Here is a 23,648-nt window from a genome sequence, read left to right on the forward strand (position 1 = left end):
TACCGATTTGTGCTCGAAAAAGCAATATACAAGCTAAGCAACAGCGAGATTACTCTTCGCTATTTTTTCCGCTCTTCTTGATGATTTCTTCTTGAACAGATTTAGGAACAGCTTCGTAATGATCGAATGTCATTGAGAACGTTCCGCGGCCTTGTGTAGAAGAACGTAAAGTTGTAGCATATCCAAACATTTCTGATAATGGAATGCTGCTCTTAACGATTTGTGCGTTACCGCGTGCTTCAGTACCTTCGATACGTCCACGACGAGAACTTACATGACCCATTACATCTCCCAAATAGTCATCAGGAACTGTAATTTCTACAGCCATCATTGGTTCAAGGATTGCAGGGTCAGCTTTTTTAGCTGCGTTACGCAAAGCAAGTGAAGCAGCAACTTTAAATGCTGTTTCAGATGAATCGACATCATGGTAAGAACCATCATACAATTTAGCTTTAACGTCAACTAAAGGATAACCAGCCAACACACCGTTTTCCATTGCGTCTCTCAAACCTGCTTCAACTGCAGGGATGTATTCACGAGGAACAACCCCACCGACGATAGCATTTTCGAACTCAAAGCCTTTTCCTTCTTCATTAGGAGTAAATTCAACCCATACGTGACCGAATTGACCTTTACCACCTGATTGACGAACGAATTTACCTTCAGATTGAACTGATTGACGGAATGTTTCACGGTAAGATACTTGAGGAGCACCTACTGTAGCTTCAACTTTGAACTCACGTCTCATACGGTCAACGATGATGTCCAAGTGCAACTCACCCATACCAGCGATGATCGTTTGACCAGTCTCTGGGTTAGTGGAAGCACGGAAAGTAGGATCTTCTTCAGAAAGTTTCTGTAGCGCGATACCCATTTTATCTTGGTCAGCTTTTGATTTAGGCTCAATAGCAACTTCGATAACTGGTTCTGGGAAATTCATGGATTCAAGGATTACTTGTTTCTTTTCATCACACAAAGTGTCTCCTGTAGTCGTATCTTTCAAACCAACTGCAGCAGCGATATCTCCAGCAAATACTTCTGGGATTTCGTTACGGTGGTTAGCATGCATCTGTAGGATACGGCCTACACGTTCGCGTTTGCCTTTAGTGGCATTCTGAACGTAAGAACCACTTTGAAGAGTACCAGCATATACGCGGAAGAATGTCAGACGGCCAACAAACGGGTCAGTCATAACTTTAAATGCTAAGGCTGCAAAAGGCGCTTCGTCGCTTGCAGGAACAGCAACTTGTTCTTCAGTATCTACGTCAGTACCTGTGATGGCAGCAACATCCAATGGTGATGGAAGGTAGTCAATAACTGCATCAAGCAACAATTGAACGCCTTTATTTTTGAAAGCAGAACCGCAAAGCATCGGGAAAAATTCTACATTACATGTAGCAGTACGGATACCTTGTTTCAATTCTTCTTTCGTAATTTCTTCACCATCAAGATATTTTTCCATCAAAGCTTCATCAGTTTCCGCAACAGCTTCAACTAATTTAGTATGCCATTCTTCAGCTGCTTCAAGATATTCCGCAGGGATATCTTCTTCATGGTATTCAGTACCTTCGTCGTTGTCATAGATTTCAGCCTTCATTTCGACTAAATCGATGATACCTTTGAATGTATCTTCAGAACCAATCGGCAATTGAATCGGATGCGCATTAGCATTCAGACGGTCATGGAGAGTGTCTAAAGAGTACAGGAAATCTGCACCCATTTTATCCATTTTGTTAGCGAATATAATACGAGGAACACCATAAGTTGTAGCTTGACGCCAAACTGTTTCAGTTTGAGGTTCTACGCCTGATTGTGCATCAAGTAAAGCGACAGCGCCATCCAATACACGTAGGGAACGTTCAACTTCAATAGTGAAGTCCACGTGTCCAGGAGTATCGATGATGTTTACGCGATACCCTTTCCATTGTGCAGTAGTAGCAGCTGAAGTGATGGTAATACCACGTTCTTGTTCTTGTTCCATCCAGTCCATTTGTGAAGCACCCTCATGGGTTTCACCGATCTTATGGATTTTACCGGTATAGTACAAAATACGTTCAGTTGCCGTTGTTTTACCAGCGTCAATATGAGCCATGATACCGATATTTCTCGTATTATGTAGAGAAAATTCTCTTTGTGCCATCTTCTTCAAACACCTCTCTCTTGTAAAAGTAATTGCAAGTCCATTTTATTGGAAAAATGGTGACTTATACAACCATAAAGCAAATTTCTTGCAAGAAAAAATTCTTGCAAGAAAATTTTACCAACGGTAATGAGCGAAAGCTTTGTTAGCTTCTGCCATTTTATGTGTATCTTCACGTTTCTTAACTGAAGCACCAGAGTTGTTAGCAGCATCCATAATTTCTTTAGCTAGACGCTCTTCCATAGTATCTTCACCGCGTAGACGAGAGTAGTTTACCAACCAACGTAATCCTAAAGCCATACGACGATCTGGACGTACTTCGATAGGAACTTGGTAGTTAGAACCCCCTACACGACGTGCTTTTACTTCTAAAACAGGCATGATGTTTTTCATAGCTTGTTCGAAAACTTCCAACGGGTCGTTTCCTGTAGATTCTTTGATCATTTCAAATGCGTTATATAAGATTGTAGCAGCTTTACCACGTTTTCCATCAACCATGATACGGTTGATTAAACGAGTCACCAATTTTGAATTGTAAATCGGATCTGGCATTACTTCACGTTTTGTAACTGGACCTTTACGAGGCATTCAAATTCCTCCTTCCTTAACTTTTGTTTTTCGTTTATTGTTTAATTATTTTTTCTTAGGTCTCTTAGCTCCGTATTTAGAACGGCTTTGCATACGGTTGGCTACACCAGCTGTATCAAGAGCGCCACGAACGACATGATAACGTACCCCTGGCAAGTCTTTTACTCGTCCGCCACGGATTAGCACCACGCTATGTTCTTGTAGGTTATGTCCGATACCAGGAATGTAAGCTGTAACTTCTAACAAGTTAGACAAACGTACACGAGCGTACTTACGTAACGCTGAGTTAGGTTTTTTCGGAGTCATTGTACCCACACGAGTACAAACACCACGCTTTTGAGGTGAGTTTGTATTTGTTTGAGATTTCTTGAAGCTATTGTAACCTTTTCCTAAAGCAGGAGCAGTTGATTTTACAATAGCAGATTTGCGAGGTTTACGCACTAATTGATTGATTGTAGGCATTGATTTTCCTCCTTCCTCGATGGGATAGCTAGGTCCACACATCCAGGTGGTTCCTTTTTAGTTAAAAAAATAAATAAATCGAATATTTCGACCTACTATTCTTTCTGTGACAATCATACACCAGTCAGCACGACTGAAAGATATTGTTCAGGAATCTGTGTATAAAATCACCTTATGAATCATAACATGTATATTTCTGACCGTCAACCATTTGTCTTGTATTATTTGCAATATTTTCCGTTTTTTTCATTTTTTTCATTCGATTCCGGGTGCGCCGGCAGCGCGCTATTCTCTAAACATACAAAAGGGCTACCGCAAATTGCGGCAGCCCCCCTCACATTTAAGTTAAATCTCTAGATTTCTCATCGTCGGGAACAGCAGGACGTCCCTGATTGATTGACTGTCTGTCAACATCATAACGAATCTGTCGATGCCGATGCCCAATCCGCCTGTCGGAGGCATACCGTATTCCAAAGCTTCGATGAAGTCTTCGTCAACGCCATGCGCTTCGTCATTGCCTTGCTCTTTTTCCATAGCTTGCGCTTCGAATCGTTCTCTTTGATCGATCGGATCCGTAAGCTCGGTAAAGGCGTTTCCGTATTCCTTGCCCATGATGAAGATTTCAAAACGGTCCGTAAAGCGCGGATCTTCTTCATTTTTACGTGCCAATGGCGAGATTGCCAGCGGATGACCGTAGATGAATGTCGGCTGAACCAACGTGTCTTCCACAAATGCCTCGAAAAATTCATTGATGATGTGTCCTACCGTCATGTTCTTCGTGAACGGCACATTGTGTTTTTCCGCCAAAGCTTGCGCCTCTGCGTCAGTCATCGGTGCCCAGAAATCGACGCCTGTAACGGCTTTGACTGCGTCAACCATGTGGATGCGCGGGTATGGTCCGGCCAAGTTGATTTCAGTACCGTCATAGACCACTGTTGAGGAGCCTTTGACTTTTGTTGTAACCGTCTCAAAGATGCCTTCAACCACTTCCATCACATCGTGGAAGTCCGTATAGGCTGTATACATTTCCAACATCGTGAATTCCGGATTGTGGGTTGTATCGATCCCTTCGTTACGGAATACGCGACCGATTTCATAAACCTTTTCCATGCCGCCGATCACAAGACGTTTCAAGTGCAACTCCAATGCGATGCGCATGTACAATTCCATATCCAATGCGTTGTGGTGCGTGATGAACGGTCTTGCGGTTGCCCCACCGGCCATATTATGCAAAGTCGGCGTTTCAACTTCCAGGTAACCAAGACCGTTCAGGTAAGTTCTGATTTCGCTGATGATCTGGCTGCGTTGCACGAACTTATTGAAGCTCTCTTTGTTGCTGATCAAGTCAAGGTAGCGTTGACGGTATTTCTGTTCAACGTTCGTCAACCCATGATATTTGTCAGGCAACGGACGCAAAGCTTTCGTCAAATGCACAAGCTGCGTCGGTTTGATGGTGACTTCACCGGCATCGGTTTTCATGATCGGGCCAGTTACGCCAATGATGTCGCCTAGATCGGCCTGCTTAAAGATCGCATAATTCTCTTCCCCAACAGCGTCTTTGCGCACGTAGATCTGGATTTGGCCTTTGCTGTCCTGCAAATGCGCAAAGCCAACCTTGCCTTTGCCGCGTTTTGTCATGATTCTTCCGGCTACGGAAACGATCGTCTCATCTTTTTCTTCGATTTCCTCTTTCGTAAAAGCATCGAAATCTTGATGGATAGTTGCGGATAAATGTGTTCTTACAAAACCATTTTGAAAGGGTTCAATTCCTTCTTCGCGTAAAGTCTGCATTTTTTCACGGCGAATCAGTAATTGGTCATTCATTTCTTCTGAATGTTTTTCTTGACTCAATGAGGTCACTCCGTTCTTAAATCTACTTGTTTCATAATCTTCTTAATATTGCCAATAAAAGAGTGAAAAATCAAGCCGTCTTAGCTATTTATTTCGATTTTTTCGGATGTAGGCGCTTCTTTTGAGGCTTCGCGTTCTTCTATTTCAAAAATGAACCGATCCAACAAGTCGACAACTTCTTGTTGTCTGGATGCAGAAGTGACCGCAGCTTTTGTTTTTGAAGCACGCGGGATGCCTTTCAGGTAATAACCTGCGATGCTGCGGAACTCTTTGACAGCGACTGTTTCGCCCTTCAGATCCGTCAATCGGTCCAAGTGCAGTTTTGCGATTTCCAACTTCTCACGCGGGGTCGATTGCGGCAACATCTCTCCGGTTTCCAGATAGTGGACTGTCTGTTTGATCATCCAAGGGTTGCTCAAGGCAGCCCGGCCGATCATGACACCATCCACGCCTGTTTCGTCCAACATCCGCTTCGCATCTTCAGGCGTCTTCACATCACCGTTCCCCAATAATGGGATGCGCGTCAAAGCTTGCTTGACTTCCTTGAAGATGTTCCAGTCAGCTTTGCCTTCATACATCTGTACGCGTGTGCGGCCGTGCATGGCAACGGCGGCTGCACCAGCGCGTTCTGCAGCCAAGGCATTCTCCACTGCAAACAGATGATCGGCATCCCAACCGGTCCGCATTTTCACGGTTACAGGCTTATCAACGGCATCCACGACAGCGGAAACCATTTCATAGACTTTGCCCGGATCCAACAACCACTTGGCCCCTGCTTCCGCCTTGATGACTTTGCTGACGGGGCAGCCCATGTTGATGTCGATGATGGCAGCTTCAGTGTTTTCCGCCACATATTTTGCCGCTTCAACCAGCGTATCCTTGTTGCCGCCCATGATCTGCACGCTCAACGGATACTCATTCGGCTCGATATGCAGCATCCGCAAAGTCTTCTCATTGCGGAATTGGATGCCCTTATCGCTGATCATCTCGCAGACGACCAAGCCTGCACCCATCTCTTTGACGGTGACACGGAAGGCAGCGTTGCTGATTCCAGCCATAGGTGCGACTGCGACCGGATTATTGATTTCAATATTGCCAATTTTATACATTTTTTACTTCCTTTGTTATTTATTTATGGTGATCTCATCCATTTTCTGGATGCTCGAAAAACTCTTGGACCATTCTATCATCTTACAATCAGTAAGAAAAGAAAAATATCTTGCCTGATTGCAGATGACGCATCACAAATAAGAAAAAGGACAAGCCATCCAATCGGCCTGTCCTTCTTATCCATTTATTATTGTACGCTGAACAGAGGCGTGGACAGGTAGCGTTCTCCGTTATCCGGCGCCACAGTCACAACAGACTTGCCTTTGCCTAAACGGATGGCCACTTCGATCGCACCGGCGATGGCAGCCCCGCCTGAAATACCCACCAGTATGCCTTCTTCCCGTGCGACACGGCGAGCCATTTCGAATGCTTGTTCATTGGAGACTTGGACGATACCGTTGTAAAGTGTCGTGTCCAAGACAGACGGGATAAAACCCGCCCCGATACCCTGGATTTTATGCGGGCCTTTCGGCTTTCCGCTCAATACGGCCGAATCGGTCGGCTCCAGTGCATATATTTCCACGTTAGGATTGACTTTGCGCAATGCCTTGCCGACTCCAGTCACGGTGCCGCCCGTTCCGACTCCGGCAATGAAGGCATCAGGCGTCTTGCCTTCAAAAGCCTCGATGATTTCCGGTCCGGTGATAGCTTCATGCACAGCCGGATTGGCTGGATTATCGAATTGCATAGGCATAAAGTGATCCGGTTGCGCAGCGATTTCCCTTGCTTTCGCAATCGAACCGTTCATCCCTTCAGCGCCAGGTGTCAAAACCAACTCTGCGCCATAAGCTGCCAACAACAAGCGTCTTTCCATGCTCATCGTATCAGGCATAACAAAAATGGCTTTATAGCCTTTTGCCGCCGCCAACATAGCCAAACCGACACCTGTATTCCCGCTGGTCGGCTCTACGATTGTATAGCCGGGTTTCAGAAGACCTTCTTCTTCCGCCACTTCGATCATGTTCAAAGCGATGCGATCTTTTACGCTTCCGCCCGCGTTGAACGATTCCAGCTTGACGTATACATCAGCCACACCCTCGGGTACCACTTTATTCAGTTTGATTATCGGAGTTTCCCCGATCAAACTCGCAATTGAAGAGACTATTTTTACCATGTCGATTCCTCCAGCTCAGATAAATTTTACTGATCAGTTCCGTCAAACGGATAGATTACTTTCATTGTAGATTACGTGAAACCGCATTACAAGCGAGAAGCCGGCGCCATCAGATGTTGGCAGCGCGTTTTTCATCAATGGCCGTCACCAGTTCCTGCAGATCTGCTTCCGAATAGTGGTACTTTTCGCCACAGAAATGGCAAACAACCTCAGCGCCATGATCCTCTTCGATCATTTCATGCAACTCAGTCTTTCCGATCGAACTCAACCCTTCACTGAATCGTTCTCTGGAACAATCGCAGTGAAAACGCACAGGCATCTTCTCCAGCACTTCAACATTTTCTTCGCCCAGTATGCGCGTCAAAATCTGTTCAGGCGTTTCCCCGTTTTCCATCAATCTGGAAACCAACGGAATGGCTGCGATATTCTTTTCAACTTTCGAGATGGCTTCATCGCTGGCGTCAGGCATAACTTGGATCATGAAACCGCCAGCGGCTTTGATTGAATCATCAGTGTCCACCAGTACGCTCAAACCAATGGCTGAAGGTATCTGCTCCGAGTTTGCCATGTAGTAGGTGAAATCCTCGCCCAATTCACCGCTGACAAGAGAAACTTGTCCCGTAAACGGTTCTTTCATCCCTAAATCTTTGATGACGGTCAAGGTGCCTTCCGTCCCCACAACTGCACGCACATCCAGTTTGCCATCGCCGTTCAAGGAAAGGTTGACGTTCGGGTTTGCAATATAGGCTTTGATATCGCCCTTGCCGTTCGCATCTGCGAGTATGCGGCCTCCCAGGCCATCCCCATTCACGATGACTGTCATTTTTTCCTCGTTCTTCAAGCCGGCAGCAGCCAGCAACAACGTCCCTACCATCGTGCGGCCTAAAGCTGCAGAAGAGGCGCTCCATGTATCATGTCTTCTCTGAGCCTCCGCAACCGCTGCTGTAGCATCGATCGCATAGGCACGGAATTGTCCTTCGTAGGCTAATGCTTTAATTAAATAGTCACTCATATGTAATCCTCCATCGCATTCTTAAATTGTTTCTCTATCATTCTACTATAGGTCGGGACGAAAGCAACCACACTTTGCTCACTTTCATTTTCAGAGTTGCCCTTTGATGACAAAAAGCCCGGGATTGTCATCCCAGACTTTTTGCAAAACGCTATTTGTTTTATTTTTCTTCAGTATCGGCGGATTCATTTTCCGATTCATTTTCTGCTTTTTCATCAGCAACAGGTAATGAAACGTTAGATGAATCTTCGGATTCGGCATCAGCAAGCATCTGCTCTTCTTGACGAACTTTTTCAGCCTCTTTCTTTTCAAGAGCCCGTTTGGCTTCTTCAAAAGACTGCGCTTTTTCGCTTGGATATTCTTCTGAATTCGAGTCCGAAGGCATTTGGCCGGTTTCGAACAAGCTGCGGATTGTTTTCTCGTCCAATGTTTCCAATTCCAACAATTTTTCAGCGATCAGATTCAGTTGTTCACGATGCTCTTCGATGATTTGACGCGCTCTGACATGCGCCTCACTCATCATGCGACGGACTTCCGAGTCGATTTGGTAAGCAATATCTTCAGAGTAAGCTTTGGTTTGGCCATAGTCACGTCCGACGAATACTTGATGGTTCCCTTCATACTGCACAGTGCCCAACTTCTCACTCATACCGTACTCGGTAACCATGCTTCTGATCAAGCCAGTAGCTTGTTCGAAGTCGTTGCTGGCGCCTGTAGTTTGGACGTTGAAGACAACTTCCTCCGCAACACGTCCACCAAGCAATCCGACAACTTGTTCCAACAATTCATCCTTCGTCATAAGGAATCGATCCTCTTTCGGAAGCATGATTGCGTATCCTCCAGCGCGACCGCGCGGAACGATCGTAACCTTGTGGACAATGCGCGCATCGCTCAGGACCATACCGACTATTGTATGACCGGCTTCATGGTAAGCAACCATTTCACGTTCGCGCTTGCTGATGACACGATCTCTCTTGGCAGGACCGGCAATGACACGGTCATGCGCTTCGTCAACATCAAGTGCATCAATTTTTGTTTTGTTCCGTCTGGCCGCGACTAAGGCAGCTTCATTCAACAGGTTTTCAAGATCTGCTCCAGAGAAGCCTGGTGTCTGTTGCGCGACAACTTTCAGGTCCACATTACTTGCCAACGGTTTATTGCGGGAATGTACTTTCAGTATCGCTTCACGGCCTTTTACATCCGGTCTGCCTACCAAAATCTGGCGGTCAAAACGACCTGGACGAAGCAACGCCGGATCGAGTACGTCCGAACGGTTGGTAGCGGCAATTACGATGATGCCTTCATTGCCGGAAAAACCGTCCATCTCAACCAACAATTGGTTCAGTGTCTGTTCGCGTTCATCATGTCCGCCACCCATACCGGCGCCACGTTGACGTCCGACAGCATCGATTTCATCGATGAAGATGATTGCAGGAGCTGCTTTTTTGGCTTGCTCGAACAAATCACGTACACGGCTGGCACCGACACCGACGAACATTTCCACGAATTCCGAACCGGAAATCGAGAAGAAAGGTACCCCGGCCTCACCAGCGACAGCTTTGGCCAATAAGGTCTTACCTGTTCCTGGAGGTCCTTCCAGCAAGACACCCGCCGGAATTCTTGCTCCAAGTGCCGTGAAACGACGCGGATCCTTCAGGAATTCCACTACTTCCACAAGCTCTTGTTTTTCTTCCTCTGCACCAGCAACGTCAGAAAAACGTACTTTCATCGGTTTTTTGGTGGCATCCTCTGACTTTGTTTTACCGAAGTTCATGACATTGCGGTTACCGCCTTGCCCGCCTCCAGCTTGTCCCATCATCATGTACATGAAGAAGATGAAGATGACGATCGGCAATACGCTGAACAGAATGCTGATCCATGCGCCGGACTGATCTTCTTCCAACGGCACCATCTGTGTATCCGTCGTTTCGGCGATGTCCGTGATCTGTTTCAGAGTCTCATCATTCGGTAAGACTCTGGTTGTGAAATTCTTCGTCGTTGTACTGGTCGTATCATCAAACAACAGCAGATCGCTGGATGAATCAGCCACTTCCAGTTCTTGTTCAGTGCGGTATTCACCGCTGATTTCATAAACGCCTGCACCCGGTTGGATCGTAAAACTATCCACCTCTTCCGAGTTCAAGGCATCCATAAATTCACTTGCTGAAATTTCTTGGCTCGTCTCTGTGTCCATGCCGCCTGTAATCATCGAAACCACTGCAATGATCGCAAGGAAGATCAGCACATAAAAGCCGCTGCTTTTAAGAAAATTATTTTTTTTCATTAGAACCTCCTCGTCAGATATCGTTCTTCGCAGACTTTATCTTACGTCTCATCTTTTTTGTTAGTACAATATACTGGTATCTCACTAATCATATCATATCTGACCAATTTTAACGAATGATTTTACTCATAAACTTCGGTTTTTAAAACCCCGATATAAGGGAGGTTCCGGTACTTTTCATTGAAGTCCAATCCGTATCCGACGACGAACTCGTTCGGAACGTTGATACCAATGTAATCCGCTTCCAAATTAACGACGCGGCGTTCTTTTTTGTCCATCAAAGTGACCACTTTTATGGATTTTGCTTTACGGTATTTGAATATTTCGATCAGGTAGCTCAACGTCCGTCCGGTGTCGATGATGTCCTCCACGATCAACAGGTCGCGTCCGTCCACTGTCGTATCCAAATCTTTCAAGATCTTCACGTCTCCGCTTGATTCCATTCCCGCTCCGTAGCTGGATACGTCCATGAAATCCAATTCCAGATCGCATGCCATCGCGCGCGACAAGTCGGTCATGAACATGACGGCACCTTTCAGTACCCCAATCACCAATGGATTTTTCCCTTGATATTCTTTAGTCAATTGCGCGCCCAAGTCTTTGACTACTGCGCTGATTTCTTCTTCACTGTATAATACTTCCTTGATATCAGGATGCAACATTTCTTTCACCTCAAAAATTTATTTAATGTAAATCAATCTGTAATACGTTTGTTCGTCGTCATTCTCGGACAACCAGACGGACTGGGCATAGCCCGGCACCCATAAAATACGTCCCTCGTCATCAGTGACGATACAGGCTTTTCGTCTTTCTTCATCCGGAATTTTTTTATCCACAAAAAGCCGACTCACTTTTTTTGTGAATGGCTGATTTTTGTTCAAAACTATCTTGTCGCCCGAACGCCGGGAACGCACAGTAAAAGGCATCGTTGCCAATTCGCCGTTGATTCCAACGACCTGAGCATCCATCAAAACTTCTTTTGAAAACGCATTATCGCCATGAAATAATCCTATTCTACCATGAGAAGGCAAGGTTACCCATTTATTTAGCTCCAATACTTCAGAAAAATCAGAAAAATCAATCTTGACTGAATCGGGGGATAAGAAAGTAAGTTTATCATACCTTTTTCTGGCCTGCCACCCTCCCGCCAAAGATATTTGCTTTTGGGGAGATTGGTTTTCGATAAGATCCATGATGGCAGTCAGTTGGCTCCTGCGGAAGTCTTGCCCTGCAGGTATCATCTGCTCCGTCACAAAATGACTGAGCACGAGCCGTTGCAAGGAAATCTCACATACTTGCCACGCGGTCAGATCCAATACCCAGTCCGCTTCAACCTTGTTGAACAACGAGCGAAACGACTGGGATACAATAGGTTGAACAACAGTCAATACATCCTGCAGATCTTCCGAAAAATTGCCGAAATGCCTGGATGCTTGGTTGTTTTCAGCCTTCAGCAGCGGAATGATACTGTTCCGGTATCTGTTCCGCGTGAAAGTCAGCTCTAAATTGGTGCTGTCTTCCCGATAAGGGATCCCGGCCATTTCGCAAATCCGATAGAGCTCGTCTTTCTGGAACGACAGCAACGGGCGAACGAGTTGCCCTGGCCCAAAACTGCGCGTCGCAACGATTCCGGAGATGCCCTTCAGCGTGCTTCCCCTCACCAGACGCATCAGAATCGTCTCCAGCTGATCATCCGCATGATGCGCTGTCGCCAAGTGGGTCGCAGGCCATTTTTCCATCATCTCGGCAAAGAAGGCATAGCGGAATTCCCTTGCTGCCATTTCCAGATTCGACTTCGGGTGGTTTTCTTCTTCCCAGTGTTCGGCAAAAAATGGTAGCCCTTGGCTCTGACAGTAGTCTTGGACCATCCGAAATTCCTCATCTGACTCTTCCCTGAGATGATGGTGGACATGCACCACCGCAAACTGCGGTTGCCATTCCGGCGGCAATTGTTGGACAAGCCCCAGCAACGCCATGGAATCCGCACCGCCGGATACCGCCAAAAGCAAGCGGCTCTCTTTATCCCAAAGTTGCTGGCGCTCCAACTCTTTGCATAGACGCAGAATATATTCCTGCATAACATCCCTGCTCTCTTTACTCGTAAAGCAAAAAAGAGGGTGCGACAATCGGTTTCCCTTTTGCCCATCCTCTAGAAATTACTGTTTTCTATCCACGTCTGCCGCCACGGCCGCCGCGTTTGCCTTCCGTATTGCGCTTGATGGAAGTCAGACGATCTTCGCTGTCCTTCAAGAAGCTGCTCATCAACGAGTCAAAGTCGTTTTTAAGACCTTTATCCTGATGGGCTGAGAAATCTTTTCTGCCTTTGGAAAAAGAACCTTCTGGACGAGGAGTTGTACTTTTTTGATAAGGTCTGCTTTCACGTTGAGGTCTGGAAACTTCCCCTGCTGGCTTGTCCACAGCTTTACGGATGGATAAACCGATCTTCCCATCATCCGCAATGGACATAACCTTAACGGTCACTTCATCGCCAACCTTCAAAACATCCTTTATTTCCTTTACAAAAGTATCAGAAATTTCACTAATATGAACTAATCCTGTCTTACCGCCACCTAAATCAATGAATGCACCAAAATTTGTAATCCCTGTAACTTTTCCCGATACTTTATTCCCAACTTCAATTGACATAAAAAAAAAGTTCCTCCTTCATTTTTGCTCAACTAATTATAACACGGATTATGCAGAAAAAAATAGAATCTTTATTCATCGCTGTATTCATGAATCCAAATCTGCCGCATTCTCTTGTTTCTCGGCCATTTTTGTTTGATTATCTTCAGGCAAACTGAAGATGATCTCGCCATCTTTGCTCAAATAATATTTACCGCGCGCCAATTTGGCGATGTATTCATCATCCTGCAACAATTTGACTTCATAGGTCAATTGCGTATTTTCGTCCTCAGCCTGCTTTTTCTCTGTTTGGGCCAAAGCGATGGCAGCATCCAGATTACGGATTTCCAGCCAGTTTCCGACTGTTTTCCACAGACAAGGCACAATCAAGGCAGCGCCGAAGAAAAAAATCAGGGACAATCTTCTCATATGGGCTTTCTTTTCCCTCTGAAATATACGTTTCTGACTGTGCTGCGCCTTCGTAAACTCATTTTGCATCACGGTTACGTTGTCAGCTGTCCTTTTCTTCGTCTTTTCCTTCACTCTGATCGCCTCCTTGAAAACTTCCACACCCGCATTATCTCCGAATAGTTTTACTCATGTAAAAGTATAGAAGAAACAGCGCGGATTGTCCATGGCCTTTCGCTTCATCAGAAGCGATTTTCTTCCGTTCTGGGTGCAACCGTTTCGCTGATGAGGGTATACATTTCCTGCGCCTCATCCTTTTTGGTCGTTTCCACAATTTTGTCGACGCGCACGACGACGGTTTTGTTCCCGAATTGCAGCGTCATTTCATCTCCGGCTTTGATAGTCGAACTCGATTTTGCTTGCTTGCCGTTGATCAGGATGCGCCCTTTGTCCGCCACTTCCTTGGCTACTGATCTGCGTTTGATCAAGCGGGATACTTTCAAAAATTTATCTAGTCTCATCGGAATTCCCCTTTTCTTTTGCTTTTATCGCTTGCCACATCTTATCGATTTCCTCGATCGTATCAGCCTTCACCCCGTCAAAAACATGCGGATGGCGTCTGCGCAATTTTTTGTTCAATGTTTCCAGGATATCCTCCATCGTGAAAAAACCTTCCCGCTCGCCGAATGAGGCATGATAGAACACTTGGAGCAGAATATCGCCCAACTCTTCGATCAGGTTATCGATGTCATCGTTCTGGATCGCTTCGGCCACTTCTTCGCATTCTTCCTTCAGATAGGGCAACAGACTTTCGTGCGTCTGCGATTGCACCCAAACATCTTTTTCTACGATGGCATCCATGTAGGCTTGGGTCAACTCAAAGCTTTTGGTGCGCTCATCTTTCTCAAGCGGCGGAACATACAAAGAAAGCAAGTTATGCACGCCCTCAAGCCTGTCCATCTCGTACAGCGGGCACCAGGTCACTTTCTGCATCTTTGTCCCTGCCGCATCGACCAAAGCCACTTGGTGCTCATCCGGATATTTCTCCATCAGCTTCAATTTAACATCACTGGCCACAAATTCATTGAAAACCTGCATGATAATCAGGTGATTGCCTAAGCTCAGCTGGTCCTGGTGGAAGGACAACCCATCCAACAATTGGAAACCCTCGATCGGATCGATGGCCACCGCCTGAAAGAAGTCGTCGATGAAACTCTTCCCTCCGACGATTTCCACTTCGATCCCCGCCTCGTTCTGCATCAGATGCTTGACGGAATCCTCCGCAACCAACGGGTGTCCCGGCACTGCATAAATCAGATCCTGCGTTTTTGCTTTTTCCAATAACTGATCTGCGATCTGACGGTATACGTCATCAAAATTGTCCTTCGATTCATATATGTCATCAAAACTTTCAAACTGCACGCCTGCAGCCTTCAGATTCTCAACGACAGGATGCTCCTTGGTCCGCAGATGGACGAATTCAGCTGCCAGCAAGCGACTGTATACGCCATACGGCAATTGTTCCAAATCACCGGCTCCAAGCCCCATTATTTCAATTTTACCCATATATTTCTCCTTCTGGAAATCTTCCCTATTTTAAGTCGCTTGTTTTATCCGGCAATTTGCGCAGCAGTTTTTTTCCGAACGGAATACTTATCCACTCCCGCAAAGTAAAGAGCCTCACTTTTAGAATATACCATAAGAATACGCCCACACCAGCACAAACCGTCACTGCAGCTATCACAGAATCCGTCAGCCGGTCTCCATCCGTGAAGAGATACCTTTCCAGACCGACCCGCAACGCCCCTACTGTAACAAAGAGGACAACGCAGCCAACCATAAGTTTGAGGAAAAAGCGATCCCTGAACCAGACTTCCCGCAAGGCGCGTTCACTGTTCAGCCAAAGCACAAACAGCATGGCAGCCAGACCAGCTATCAAGGCGATGCTTGCCCCCATCGTACCCAACGGTTCCACCAAAAGCATATTGCCGAAGAACTTGACCGCAAGACCCGCTGCCAGGGCAATCAAGGAAATCTTGTATTGACCCAGACTTTGCAGGATGGAATGATAGGCGGTCATGATAGAAGCCGCAAAAATGGCCAAAATATACACGGACAAAACCGCGATGCCTTCCCGGTCCCCGAAGAGCATGTTGTTGACGTTCGGCAAAATAGCCAGCAGCCCCGTCACCGCGGCTGCTGAAAAGACACTTGTCATCCGCAGCAAAGATAAGGCGGATCGGGTGAATTCGCCTAGGCGATCTTGTGCATGCGCTTGGCTCATCATCGGAATGAAGCTGGCCGAAAACCCGGTCCCCACAACCATGCCCAACTGCACAAGCGGTTGGCCACGGTCATAGATGCCCTTGACATTTTTTGCCAATTCGCTGGCTGTACCGCCATCCAGCAAGCCGTTGTAGAGCGTAAACGAATCGATCAGTTGGAACAGCACCAGGATCGCGCTGAGCAGGCAAATCGTCGCCCCTTCAGTCGCATAACGGCGGACTAGGCTTCCCCATTGTACGGCGGGCGCCTCTTGTTTTGACTGTCGATCATTAAGTGGTGTCGAATCATGATTTCGTCTTTCTTTGTAATAGGCAACCAACAGGATCAGGCTGCCCAGGACCGCACCGACAGTAGCGCCGCTCATGGCATTTGCGCCCATCGCATAAAGGTCGCCTTTTGTTTTCGTGTACAGATAAGCCGCAAAAAGGATTGCACCGACGCGCACCAGTTGTTCCGATACCTGCGAAATCGCTGTCGGTCCCATGCGGTAGTTACCTTGGAAGTACCCCCGCAACGTTGCCAGTATCGGCATCCATAAAAACATCCAGGATACCGACTGCAAAATGGATTTCAAGTCCGGGTCCCCCATCAGCAGCGCCAGTTGACCGGAAAAGCCATAGATACCCATGAACAGGAGGAAGCCGAAGACGCCCAGTATGACCAAGCTACGCCTCACCATCACCCTGCGGATCCCGCTGTCCGGTGTTTCCGCAATCATCTTGGAAAGAAATACCGGAAAGCCTGACAACGCGAAAGTCATACCGATGCCATAGATAGGATAAACTTGCTGATAAACGTAAAAGCCTGTATTTCCCACCATGTTCTGGAACGGCACTCGGTACACCGCGCTGAGCACCTTGCTGATGAAAGCAGCCAAAGACAGCAACAACGCACCCTTCATCATCTGCTTCAAGCGATTATTTTCCATCTGTTGCTCCCGTTGTTTCGTCTGTTTCGGCGACGCACGCTTTGACGAATGCATTGAGATGGTTCAGCCATTGGCGGTTCGGTAATTTCCCGATGACAAGACTGACGACCAATTTGGCATTATTCAAATTGATTTGGGCCTTCAACGGTATTTTGCTGAGGGCTTCAAACACTGCCGGCCCCTGCAAGCGGACTGTCGCTTCCTGCGAGAAGGTGATGACAATTGTTTCGCCTTGGCGTTTGATTGTTTCAATCTGGCTCTTTTCTGCATAATTTTTGATCAGCCCGACCTCCAACAGATCAGAAACCTCTTGCGGGTAATCGCCGAAGCGGTCGATCAGATCCGCATCGATTTCATCATGATCTTCAACGCCGTCGATTCGTTGGATCCGTTTGTAGAAGTCGATTTTCTGGCGCTCGTCCTCTATGTATTCGGCAGGTATGTACGCGTCGATGCTCAGGTCGATTTCAACGATGGAACGCTTCGTTTTCGCTTTCAGGCCACGCTTGGCCGCAACTGCCTCTCCCAGCATCTCGGAATACAGATCGAATCCGACCGAGTCGATGAAGCCGTGTTGTTGCGCACCCAAAAGGTTCCCTGCTCCGCGGATGGACAAGTCACGCATGGCAATTTTGAATCCTGCACCCAGTTCCGTGAACTCCTTGATGGACTGCAGTCTTTTCTCGCTGACTTCAGTCAGCATTTTATTCGGCTGATACATCAAATAGGCGTAGGCAATCCGATTCGTCCTGCCGACACGTCCGCGCAGTTGGTAGAGCTGCGACAATCCCATCCGGTCGGCATTTTCTATGAAAAGTGTGTTGACGTTCGGGATATCCACACCCGTTTCGATGATGGTTGTGGTGACAAGCACATCGTAGCGGCCTTCGATAAAATCCATGATGACATTCTCAAGCTGGACTTCGGTCATCTGGCCATGCGCCACTGCAACACGGACATCAGGGACGAGCTCGCGGATCTCTTCGGCTTTCTTCTCGATCGTTTCCACCCGATTGTAGAGATAGAAGGCTTGACCTCCGCGGGCCATTTCCCTTTCGATCGCATCCCGGACGGCTCCGTTATTCTGTTCCATGACATATGTCTGAACCGGATAGCGGTTGGCCGGCGGTGTTTCGATGACAGAAAGATCTCTGACCCCCAACATTGACATATGGAGGGTACGCGGGATCGGTGTTGCCGTCAACGTCAAGACATCCACTGAGGCTTTCATCTGTTTCAAGCGCTCTTTGTGCTTCACACCGAAACGTTGTTCTTCGTCGACCACCAACAATCCCAGGTCAGCGAACACGACGTCCTTCGATAAGATCCGATGCGTGCCGATGACGATGTCGACCGTGCCTTTCCGGATGCCGGCCAATGTTTCCTCTTGTTGTTTTTTCGTGCGGAAACGGCTCAGCAAACCTATTTCAAACGGGTATTCTTCAAACCGTTGCGTCAACGATTCATAGTGCTGTTGCGCCAAGATGGTCGTAGGGACAAGGAACGCGGCTTGCTTCCCTTCTTGCACCGCCTTGAAGATGGCGCGCATAGCCACTTCCGTTTTGCCGTATCCGACATCACCGACCAGCAAGCGATCCATCGGTTTGACGTTCTCCATGTCCGCCTTGATTTCAGCGGTACTGCGCAGTTGATCGTCGGTTTCGGTATATGGGAAGGCATTTTCGAAGTCGAGTTGCTCCGGTGTATCGGGTTGATAGACGTAGCCTTTTTCGGATTCCCGGTTGGCGTAAAGCTCGATCAATTCATCAGCGATATCTTCGATTTTCGAGGCGACTTTCTTTTTCGTTTTCGCCCATTCCGTTCCGCCCAACTTGTGCATTTTAGGCGTTTTGGCATCAGAAGACACATATTTTTGAATCAAATGGATTTGCGTCACAGGAATGAATAATTTGGCGCCTTCCTGATAGGCGATCGACATGTAATCCTGGTGGACGCCACCGACCTCGATGGTTTCCATTCCCGTGTAGAGACCTATCCCATGATTCACATGAACGACGTAATCACCAGGATTCAGTTCCGTGTAGCTCTTCAATCTCTCCGCATTCGTCATTTTTTGGCGGCGCGGTTGCTTCTTCGTAACTTTGTTGAAAAGTTCCTTTTCGGTGACGAACACGACTTTTTCCTGCGGCAATTCAAAACCGTTCGCCATTCCGCCGACCAGGATGTTCACTTTATTCTCGATAAACGGATCGTTGCCTTTGACGTAGCTATGGATGCCGAAATCCGCGAATATCCGCTGCACCTTTTCGGCTCGTTCGACAGAAGGGACCATCACGAAAATCGTCATATGCTGCTTGAGCCAACGCTCCATTTCCAATTTGACTTGCGGCATCTGACTGAAGAAGTTATTCAGCGTGCGGTATTGGAAAGGATAGACTCCGTGGAACCGCATATTTCCGAAGCCTCTGTGGAACAGCGCATAATAGATGCGATGCTGTTTGGATTTTTTAATCACCTCGCGGATATCGGCGCTGAAATCCTGTGAAGGCAGGCACACGCCTTCCGACACTTTTGCCATTTTCCATTCCGATGATTCACTTTCGATTGTCCTTTCAACCTCAAGGATGCGGCTGTAATCGTCCACGATAAGCAGCGCGTCTTCAGCGATATAGTCCAAAACCGTAGGCTGTTCCGGATAGACCAAACTTGTGTAAAGTTGCGGATCCCTCGATAATTCGCCGCGCTTCATATTATCCGTCAGCTCGGAGAATACACGTGTCATGCTTTCTTTGACCTCTTGATTTTTGATGCCTTTGATGGCCTTTTCGGCCTTTTTCTCTACCGCACTGGCCTGCTTGACGATCTCCGCTTTCGTGAAGATCGTGTCATGCGCCGGCAAGATCCGGACGGTTTCGATAGATTCGCTGGACTTTTGCGTGTAGGCATCAAAATAGCGCAATGTGTCGATTTCGGTATCGAACAGTTCCATTCGCAAGGGATTCTCTTCGTTCAGGGAATAGATGTCGATAATGCCCCCGCGTATACTGAACTCGCCCGGGCTGGCAACCATCCGTTCACGGGTATAGCCCATTGCGACCAACTTTTCAGGCAAGCTGTCCAAATCCAACTCCATGCCGACGGAAAAATCAAGGCAATGTGTTTCCCAGATCGAAGCTGGAGAGAGGATTTTTTTGAATCCGGCAGCCGGGATCACGACGATCCCTTTTTTGCCGTTCTTGAGAAAATCCAACGTTTCGACCCTTTGGCTGCGGTATTCCGGTGATGAAAAAGCCAGTTCCGCCGCGACCGATTCCTCCACAGGGAAGATATGGATGGGAACATCGGGTGCCATTTGACTGATGTCCTCATACACTTGGGTCGCTTGGAGCAGATTGGGGGTCAAGACGATGACCGGTTTCTGCAATTCTGCGAACAGGATATTCGTCAACAGATTGCGGCCTGATCCGGAAAGCCCTGCTACCAACTGTGGCAATTCTGCATTTATTTCAGATAATACTGTCTGTATATTTTTTGTGCTTTTCAAATATTTCTCTATTTCTTTCATGAATATTCTCCTCGTTCATGGTATGTTCTGCAGAAAAAAGGTTATCGCTTTCATCTTGATTCACCTATGCAGGCTGTGCGGCAGACACAAAAGAGGTCCAGCTAAAGCTGAACCTAACCTTTTTTATTGAATTGATTCATTGTCTCCAAAAAATTGTTCCCTTTGATGAAATGGTCGATCGCATCCACGCTTTCTTTTACGGAGTGCAACATTTCGGCGTGGTCGTCCTTCGGAAAAGGGCTCAGCACATGCTGAATGACCGTCATATTATGTTGGGGCCTTCCGACTCCGATGCGGATCCGGTTGAAATCCTGTGTGCCTAAGTGCTGGATCAAACTTTTAATGCCATTATGTCCGCCAGCCCCACCTTTTTGGCGAAGCCTTATTTTGCCTACCGGCATATCCATATCATCGTACACGACAACCAGATCTTCGATCGGAATGCTGTAGTAGTCCATCAGCGGCCTGACAGCTCTTCCCGAATCATTCATGAAAGTCAGCGGTTTGACGAATAAAACTTTTTCACCGTTTACGGTCGTCTCTATATATACCGCTTCAAATTTATTTTTATTGTATTTCTCTTTATTCTGAAAAGCCCATTCATCCAAAGCAATAAAGCCGACATTGTGCTTCGTGTCGGTATACTTAGGACCTGGGTTCCCCAATCCAACGATCATTTTCATTTATATTCCCCTATTGTTTCCAGTCATAGTTATGTTCGCTAGGGAGCAAGCGTGTGCTTGCCTGCTCTTTTACGCCAAAAAAGGCCGCACGGATGCCATCCGCACAGGTTACTTTCGAACAGTATACCACATTCATCGGAGAATCGTAAGAAATCGGATTGGGACCCGGTAAAAAATATTGTGAACAAAATCGCAATTCCCCATTGAAAACAGCAGTGTTTTATTTTATAATATTTTTATATAATATTTCACAGGTTGTTCACTGTCTATCACTTTCGCGCAATCATCGCTGGTTCTGAAAATCTTTGCCGAGTGGGATAGGCCCAAAGAGTAATCACCTTTGTTTAGTGTTATAATAGAATCAGCAAATAGCGAGAGGAGCATTATAATGGCAGAATTGAGTGGAAATACAGGACAAAAAATTATTTTAGTCGGTGACGGCGCTGTAGGGTCAAGTTATGCGTTTGCATTGGTTACACAAAATATTGGTCATGAGTTGGGTATCATTGATATCAACAAAGCGAAAACAGAGGGAGACGCCATCGATCTTTCCCATGCTCTAGCTTATACCTCACCCAAAAAAATCTATGCAGCATCATACGCAGATTGCCACGACGCTGATATCGTTGTATTGACTGCAGGAGCTGCTCAAAAACCTGGTGAAACACGTCTCGATCTAGTCAGCAAGAACTTGCGCATCTTCAAGTCAATCATCGGAGAAATCATGGCTAGCGGTTTCGACGGCATTTTCTTGGTAGCATCCAATCCAGTGGATGTCCTCACTTATGCGACTTGGAAATTTTCAGGACTCCCTGCTAACCGCGTCATCGGTTCCGGTACTTCCCTGGACAGCGCTCGATTCCGCCAAAGCATCGCTGCGCTAGTAGGCGTAGATACCCGTAATGTTCACGCCTATATCTTAGGGGAACACGGCGACACCGAATTCCCTGTATGGTCCCACGCTAACGTTGGCGGCCTGCAGATTTACGAATGGGTGAAACAGACTTCTGCTGTCGATGAAAAAGCTTTAGTCGATGTCTTCTTCAAAGTGCGCGATGCCGCATACGAAATCATCGAGAAAAAAGGAGCGACCTTCTACGGTATCGCTGTAGCCTTAGCCCGCATCACAAAAGCGATCCTGAATGACGAAAATGCGATCATGCCTTTATCCGTCTATCTGGATGGGGAATATAACCACAAAGATATCTTCATCGGCGTGCCGGCAGTCATCAACCGTACCGGTATCCGCAACATCATCGAAATTCCTTTATCTGATGCAGAACAGGAAAAAATGGATCTATCCGCTAACACATTGAAAAAAGTGTTGGAAGAAGGATTCGCCAGCCTGGAAGCAGACGCAAAATAATCTTATCCGATCTCAAACACCCGCCAGTCCCTTTTGGGGAATGCGGGTGTTTTTTTGTTGCGGGTTTCGGTGATGTGAGGTTTGGGGTTGGGGTTATGTGGGGGCTCGGGGTCCCGAAAACATGGATTCTTCCGAGTTGTTCATCTTTTCCAGCCCCACCAGCCCACCCCACACTACCCCTCTCCCAAACAAAAAAAGCCCTCCAAGGGAGGACTTTTTTCAACTAACAGTTTCTTAGTCGATGATCACGAATTTTTCTTGGAACAACGGGCTTACTGAGCGGTTTTCGTGGATACGTTTGATTGCTTCGGCGATCAATTGTGACACGGAAACCATTACGATCTTATCGCTGACTTTGTCAGCAGGGATATTAATCGAATCAGTAACGATCAATTCTTTGATTACGGAGTTGTTGATGCGGTCCATGGCTGGACCTGACAATACAGCATGTGTGCAGCAAGCATAGACATCCAACGCGCCTGCATCCTGCAGTGCTTGGGCAGCCAATGTGATTGTGCCGGCAGTATCGATCATGTCGTCGATCAGGATACATTTTTTGCCTTCGACATTGCCGATGATGTTCATGACCTCGGCAACGTTCGCTTTCGGTCTTCTCTTGTCGATGATGGCGATCGGCGCTTTGATGAACTCAGCCAGTTTGCGGGCTCTTGTCACGCCACCGTGATCAGGTGAAACAACGACTACGTCATCACGCAAAACTTCATGATCCAAGAAGTAGCTTGCCAATAACGGAGCTCCCAACAAATGATCAACCGGGATATCGAAGAAACCTTGGATTTGAGGAGCATGCATATCAAGTGTCAACAATCTGTCAGCGCCAGCATTGGTGATCATGTTCGCCACCAATTTCGCCGTTATCGGCTCACGTGATTGTGCTTTGCGATCTTGGCGTGCATAACCATAATAAGGCAATACGATGTTGATGGTTTTGGCACTCGCACGCTTCAAAGCATCGATCATGATCAAAAGTTCCATCAAGTGGTCGTTTACCGGAGAACTTGTCGATTGGATGACGTAAACGTGGCAACCGCGGATACTTTCGTCGATGTTGATTTTGATTTCACCATCGCTGAATTGGGATGAAGAAAGGGTTCCTAACTCGACACCAACGTCAGCCGCAATTTTCTCAGCCAAAGGGCGATTTGAACTTAAGGAAAAAATCTTAAGTTTTGGATCTTTGTAATGTTCTGTCATGATAATCCTCCGTTAATCTTTTGTTTTTACCAAATTAAACACATACTGAT

The 23,648-nt window shown here is 46.8% G+C and carries 19 protein-coding genes; 1 reads left to right on the forward strand and 18 read right to left on the reverse strand.

Going from position 1 to position 23,648, the window contains the following annotated elements:
* Positions 1-49 precede the first annotated feature (49 nt).
* From fusA to pth, 17 genes are all read right to left on the reverse strand, one after another.
* Positions 50-2,140: an elongation factor G gene (gene fusA, locus C7R73_RS02395; protein WP_086987667.1), complete on the reverse strand. Its 2,091-nt coding sequence runs from the start codon at positions 2,138-2,140 to the stop codon at positions 50-52.
* Positions 2,141-2,257: 117 nt separating this feature from the next.
* The gene (rpsG, locus tag C7R73_RS02400; RefSeq protein WP_068559002.1) at positions 2,258-2,728 is read right to left on the reverse strand and encodes a 30S ribosomal protein S7; all 471 of its coding nucleotides are present in this window, start codon (positions 2,726-2,728) and stop codon (positions 2,258-2,260) included.
* Positions 2,729-2,773: 45 nt separating this feature from the next.
* Complete coding sequence (rpsL, locus tag C7R73_RS02405; protein WP_086987317.1) at positions 2,774-3,190, reverse strand: 30S ribosomal protein S12; 417 nt, start codon at positions 3,188-3,190, stop codon at positions 2,774-2,776.
* 345 nt (positions 3,191-3,535) lie between these two features.
* Positions 3,536-5,014, reverse strand: coding sequence for a lysine--tRNA ligase (lysS, locus tag C7R73_RS02410; protein WP_106449090.1), 1,479 nt, complete (start codon positions 5,012-5,014; stop codon positions 3,536-3,538).
* A gap of 107 nt (positions 5,015-5,121) precedes the next feature.
* Positions 5,122-6,150 (reverse strand): tRNA dihydrouridine synthase DusB, encoded by a 1,029-nt coding sequence (gene dusB, locus C7R73_RS02415; RefSeq protein WP_106448943.1) that lies wholly within the window; start codon positions 6,148-6,150, stop codon positions 5,122-5,124.
* 188 nt (positions 6,151-6,338) lie between these two features.
* A complete protein-coding gene (gene cysK, locus C7R73_RS02420; protein WP_106448944.1) occupies positions 6,339-7,265 on the reverse strand; it encodes a cysteine synthase A in 927 nt (308 codons plus the stop codon).
* A gap of 109 nt (positions 7,266-7,374) precedes the next feature.
* Complete coding sequence (gene hslO, locus C7R73_RS02425; protein ID WP_106448945.1) at positions 7,375-8,277, reverse strand: Hsp33 family molecular chaperone HslO; 903 nt, start codon at positions 8,275-8,277, stop codon at positions 7,375-7,377.
* Positions 8,278-8,437: 160 nt separating this feature from the next.
* Entirely contained in the window at positions 8,438-10,561 is a 2,124-nt protein-coding gene (gene ftsH, locus C7R73_RS02430) for an ATP-dependent zinc metalloprotease FtsH (RefSeq protein ID WP_106448946.1), read from the reverse strand.
* A gap of 122 nt (positions 10,562-10,683) precedes the next feature.
* A complete protein-coding gene (gene hpt, locus C7R73_RS02435; protein ID WP_106448947.1) occupies positions 10,684-11,223 on the reverse strand; it encodes a hypoxanthine phosphoribosyltransferase in 540 nt (179 codons plus the stop codon).
* Between the two features lie 18 nt (positions 11,224-11,241).
* Positions 11,242-12,639: a tRNA lysidine(34) synthetase TilS gene (gene tilS / locus C7R73_RS02440; protein WP_106448948.1), complete on the reverse strand. Its 1,398-nt coding sequence runs from the start codon at positions 12,637-12,639 to the stop codon at positions 11,242-11,244.
* 88 nt (positions 12,640-12,727) lie between these two features.
* Entirely contained in the window at positions 12,728-13,207 is a 480-nt protein-coding gene (locus C7R73_RS02445; RefSeq protein WP_068559014.1) for a S1 domain-containing RNA-binding protein, read from the reverse strand.
* A gap of 87 nt (positions 13,208-13,294) precedes the next feature.
* Positions 13,295-13,729, reverse strand: a complete 435-nt coding sequence (locus C7R73_RS02450) for an FtsB family cell division protein (RefSeq protein WP_205076450.1) — start codon at positions 13,727-13,729, stop codon at positions 13,295-13,297.
* Between the two features lie 107 nt (positions 13,730-13,836).
* Positions 13,837-14,115 (reverse strand): RNA-binding S4 domain-containing protein, encoded by a 279-nt coding sequence (locus C7R73_RS02455; RefSeq protein WP_106448949.1) that lies wholly within the window; start codon positions 14,113-14,115, stop codon positions 13,837-13,839.
* Positions 14,102-15,160 (reverse strand): MazG nucleotide pyrophosphohydrolase domain-containing protein, encoded by a 1,059-nt coding sequence (locus C7R73_RS02460; protein WP_106448950.1) that lies wholly within the window; start codon positions 15,158-15,160, stop codon positions 14,102-14,104. Before C7R73_RS02460 ends, C7R73_RS02455 begins: the two co-directional genes overlap by 14 nt.
* Positions 15,161-15,185: 25 nt before the next feature.
* Positions 15,186-16,808 (reverse strand): putative polysaccharide biosynthesis protein, encoded by a 1,623-nt coding sequence (locus tag C7R73_RS02465; RefSeq protein ID WP_106448951.1) that lies wholly within the window; start codon positions 16,806-16,808, stop codon positions 15,186-15,188.
* Positions 16,798-20,334 (reverse strand): transcription-repair coupling factor, encoded by a 3,537-nt coding sequence (gene mfd, locus C7R73_RS02470; protein WP_106448952.1) that lies wholly within the window; start codon positions 20,332-20,334, stop codon positions 16,798-16,800. Before mfd ends, C7R73_RS02465 begins: the two co-directional genes overlap by 11 nt.
* Positions 20,335-20,447: 113 nt before the next feature.
* A complete protein-coding gene (gene pth / locus C7R73_RS02475; protein ID WP_106448953.1) occupies positions 20,448-21,017 on the reverse strand; it encodes an aminoacyl-tRNA hydrolase in 570 nt (189 codons plus the stop codon).
* Between the two features lie 388 nt (positions 21,018-21,405).
* Here pth and C7R73_RS02480 point away from each other — a divergent pair, with 388 nt between their 5' ends.
* Positions 21,406-22,383 (forward strand): L-lactate dehydrogenase, encoded by a 978-nt coding sequence (locus C7R73_RS02480; protein ID WP_106448954.1) that lies wholly within the window; start codon positions 21,406-21,408, stop codon positions 22,381-22,383.
* 234 nt (positions 22,384-22,617) lie between these two features.
* Here the strand turns inward: C7R73_RS02480 and C7R73_RS02485 are convergent, their stop codons facing one another.
* Entirely contained in the window at positions 22,618-23,598 is a 981-nt protein-coding gene (locus C7R73_RS02485) for a ribose-phosphate diphosphokinase (RefSeq protein WP_106448955.1), read from the reverse strand.
* Positions 23,599-23,648: the final 50 nt, after the last annotated feature.

The organism is Trichococcus alkaliphilus (assembly GCF_003008695.1).
Lineage (GTDB): Bacteria > Bacillota > Bacilli > Lactobacillales > Aerococcaceae > Trichococcus > Trichococcus alkaliphilus.